The 1101-nt window shown below is 61.9% G+C and carries 1 protein-coding gene; it reads right to left on the reverse strand.

Annotated features, from left to right (window positions below; translation table 11 throughout):
- Positions 1–40: 40 nt before the first annotated feature.
- Entirely contained in the window at positions 41–877 is an 837-nt protein-coding gene (locus ACYVMZ_RS39320; protein ID WP_381030823.1) for an IS5 family transposase, read from the reverse strand.
- Between the last annotated feature and the right edge of the window lie 224 nt (positions 878–1101).

Below are 1101 nucleotides of genomic sequence, written 5' to 3' on the forward strand. Positions count from 1 at the left end.
AGAGGGCGTTTGATCTAGGCGTATTGCCCTGTATGCCCTATTAGGTTCCTCGCCAGGTTGGCGTGGTCTCGTCCGTTATGCGCTTGGCGAGGTTGTCGATCGAGGCGATGTGGATCATGGCTTCGGAGCTGGTGGCGAGGGTCTCGTAGTCGCGGGTGAGACGACGGTGCATCATGATCCAACCGATACTCCGCTCCACCACCCACCGCCTTTTCAGGACGTGAAAGCCGCGAGTTCCTGGGTTTTTGTCGACGACTTCGACGTCGACCCCGAGTTTCGCGCCGTGTTCGACGACGGCCTTCTTGAAGCCGGTGTCGACCCAGCTCTTGGTGATGGTTGGGTACGTGTTTTTCGCCTGGTCGAGGAGGCGTATCCCCAGGGCGTTTTCAGAGAGGCTGGCGGCGGTGACAGTCACGGTGAGGATCAGGCCGATCGTGTCGGTGAGGATGCCTCGCTTCCGGCCCACGATCTTCTTCGCGGCATCCGTTCCCTGGCTGGTCACGGGCACATTGGTGGAGGTCTTGACGCTCTGGGTGTCAATGACGGAGGCCGTCGGCTCGGGCTTCCGTCCTTCCTTCACGCGGGCCAGGGCGGTGAGGTCGTAATTGAGCTGGGCGAAGATTCCCTCGTCGCGCCAGGCGGCGTAGTAGAAGTAGACGGTGCCGTGGCCGGGGAAGTCATGTGGGAGGTATTTCCAGGGAATTCCGGTGCGGTTGAGGTAGAGGATCGCGTTGAACACGTCACGCAGGTCGACTTTCGCCGGCTGACCGGTGGGGCGACGTTCGAGGCGGGCATTCCGCCAGGCCGTCAACGTCGGTTCGATCAGAGCCCATCGGGCGTCCGACAGGTCGCTGGGGTACGGCTTTCGATCACTCACAGCACAGCCTGAGCATGGGCATTCCGGAACCACTCGTTCCGCTGGCGGCTGGGAGGTTCTGCTGTATCTCTACGTCAGACGGGTTTCCGAACCCAGAAGCGGATGAGACGGGCGGCGAGGCTATCGCCCCGCCGGGCGATGCTCTTCGCCCATCGGGCTATCCGCGACGAAATAGGACACTCACATAAGGCGCGTACGGGCCTTGACCTGCATAAACGCCCTCT

Source organism: Streptomyces deserti (assembly GCF_054782695.1).